We start from the raw sequence: 2,683 nt of genomic DNA on the forward strand, positions 1-2,683 counted from the left end.
GCCGTCGCAGCCCGCCGCGGTGTCGCCCGCGGCACCGGCCGGGCAGCAGCAGCCCCCGGTGATCAGCGCCGATGAGCTGATCTACGACCAGACGCTCGGCCTCGTCACCGCTCGCGGCAAGGTGGAGATCCACCAGAATCACCAGATCGTGCGGGCCGACCAGGTCACCTACAACCAGAAGACCCAGGTCGTCGCCGCCAGCGGCCACGTCACCATGGTGCAGCCGGGCGGCGAGGTGATGTTCGGCGACTATGCCGAGCTGACCGACGACCTGAAGGACGGCTTCATCCAGCAGGTGTCGCTGATCCTGTCCGACAATTCGCGCATGGTCGGCAACAGCGCGGTGCGCGAGCGCGGCGAGGTCACCACCATCGACCGCGCGGTCTATTCGCCCTGCAATGTCTGCAAGGACGACCCGTCGCAGCCGCCGCTGTGGCAGATCCGGGCGGTGCGGGTGACCAACGACGCGGTGTCGAAGGACATCATCTACCACGACGCCTTCATCGACCTGTTCGGCGTGCCGCTGTTCTACACGCCCTACTTCTCGATGCCCGACCCCTCGGTCGACCGGCGCCAGGGCTTCCTGTTCCCGACCTTCGGCGCCACCTCCGATGTCGGGCCGTTCTTCGGGCTGCAATACTATTTCGACATCTCGCCAGACCAGGACGCCACGCTCGGCGCCATGATCACGCGCGATGCCGGCGTGGTGTTCAGCGGCGAGTACCGCAAGCGCTTCGACAAGGGCCTGATCACCCTCGACGGCAGCATCAACCAGAGCGGCTACAGCAAGATCCTGAACGACAATTCGGGACCGAACGGAACCAATCTCGACTTCCGGTCGCAGCAGGTGCGGTGGCACTTCTTCGGCACCGCCGCCTACGACTTCGACCAGAACTGGCGCTTCGGGGTGAACGTCCAGCGCACCTCGGACCGCAAATATCTCGACAACTTCAACATCTCCGGCGCCGACATCCTGCAGAGCCGGGCCTTCGCCGAGGGCTTCTACGGCCTGAGCTACATCTCGGTCGAGGCGCTGGACTGGCAGGACCTGCGGCAGCCGGGCACCGGCATCGGCAGCAAGGGCTTCTCGCCCACCATCCTGCCGTGGGCGCAGGCCAACTACGTCAGCGAGCCCAACGCCGTCCTGGGCGGCCAATGGTTCGTCAACGCCAGCGCCATCAGCCTGCTGCGCGACTACGACCCGGTGACCAGCGACCCCACCCGCGGCCTGGACACGCGGCGCCTGTCGACCCAGGTCGGCTGGCAGCGCGACTTCTACACCGACAGCGGCATCGTGCTGAACGCGCGCACCTATCTGCGCGGCGACCTGTACCAGTCGAGCGACGTGCCGGACGGCACCAAGGTGATCGACGGCGGGCCGGACGAGGTGGAGCTGAAGGACAATGTCGGCGCCGCCCGCCTGTTCCCGGTGGCGACGCTGACCGCGCGCTATCCCTTCGTCGGGCAGATCGGCAGCTACCAGCAATTGCTGGAGCCGATCGTCAGCTTCAGCGCCGCGCCGAAGATCAGCAACGGCAAGAAGATCCCGAACAACGACAGCGCCGACATCGAGTTCGACGAGATCAACCTGTTCAGCGAGAACCGCTTTCCCGGGCTCGACCGGGTCGAGGGCGGGCAGCACGTCTCCTACGGCTTCCGCTACGGCCTCTACGCGCCGGACGGCGCCTCCGCCACCTTCTTCCTGGGCCAGAGCTACCGGTTCGAGGAGGATGACGACTTCCCCGAGAGCTCCGGCCTGCGCGACAAGGTCTCGGACTATGTCGGCCGCGTCACCTTCCATCCGGGACCGTATCTGAACCTCGACTGGCGCTTCCGGCTGGACAAGGACAACTTCTACAGCCGCCGGCAGTTCGTCCAGGCCTCCGCCACGCCGCTGGACTGGCTGAACCTGAACGTCAATTACAGCCTGCTGGACGACAAGGGGCCGGACGACGACGGCAACACCTTCAACCAGCAACAGCTCGGCGCCGGCGGCAGCGCCAAGATCTCGGACTACTGGACGCTGTCGACCGGCCTGACCTACGACATCGAGGCCATGCGGCCGTTCACCTACAGCGCCGGCGCGCAGTACCAGGACGAGTGCTTCACCTTCGGCGTCACGGTGCAGCGCCGCTTCACCACCGCCGAGGACCAGAAGGAGGGCTATTCCTTCTTCCTGACGCTGAACCTGAAGAATCTGGGCGAGGTGCCGGTGAAGCTGAGCGGCGAGCAGAGCCGCACGCCGGGCGCCTAGCAGCCGGCCGATCTCAGGGATCACCCCGCCCCGGCGATCCGATGCGGGACCAGGGCAGGACGTAACCGACCCCGTCGCGCTGGCCGCGCTGCACCTCCACCGCATAGGCGCGGCGCAGATGGTCGTCGGTCAGGACGTCGTCCGGCGCGCCGTCGGCCAGCACCCGGCCGTCCTGCAGCAGCACCAGCCGGTCGCAGAACCGGCCGGCCAGCGCCAGGTCGTGCAGCACCACCAGCACCCCGGCGCCGGCCCGGGCGCGGGCCTGCAGCAGCTCCATGATCTGCAGCTGGTGGAACGGGTCCAGCGCCGCCACCGGCTCGTCCGCGAACAGCATCGGCGCCTCGACCGCCAGCGCCCGGGCGAACAGCACCCGCATGCGCTCCCCGGCCGACAGGGTGCCGACGGTGCGAAGCCGCAGATGCGCGGCGT

General features: G+C 67.7%; 2 protein-coding genes. One reads left to right on the forward strand and one right to left on the reverse strand.

Annotated features, from left to right (window positions below):
• The coding region (locus tag P409_RS31300) for an LPS-assembly protein LptD (protein ID WP_052121612.1) at positions 1–2,254 on the forward strand (2,254 nt) is incomplete at its 5' end.
• A 13-nt stretch (positions 2,255–2,267) separates the two neighbouring features.
• Here the strand turns inward: P409_RS31300 and P409_RS31305 are convergent.
• Positions 2,268–2,683 (reverse strand): ATP-binding cassette domain-containing protein (locus P409_RS31305; protein WP_034847698.1); only part of this gene is annotated, 416 nt, incomplete at its 5' end.

Source organism: Inquilinus limosus MP06, from assembly GCF_000767795.1.
Lineage (GTDB): Bacteria > Pseudomonadota > Alphaproteobacteria > DSM-16000 > Inquilinaceae > Inquilinus > Inquilinus limosus_E.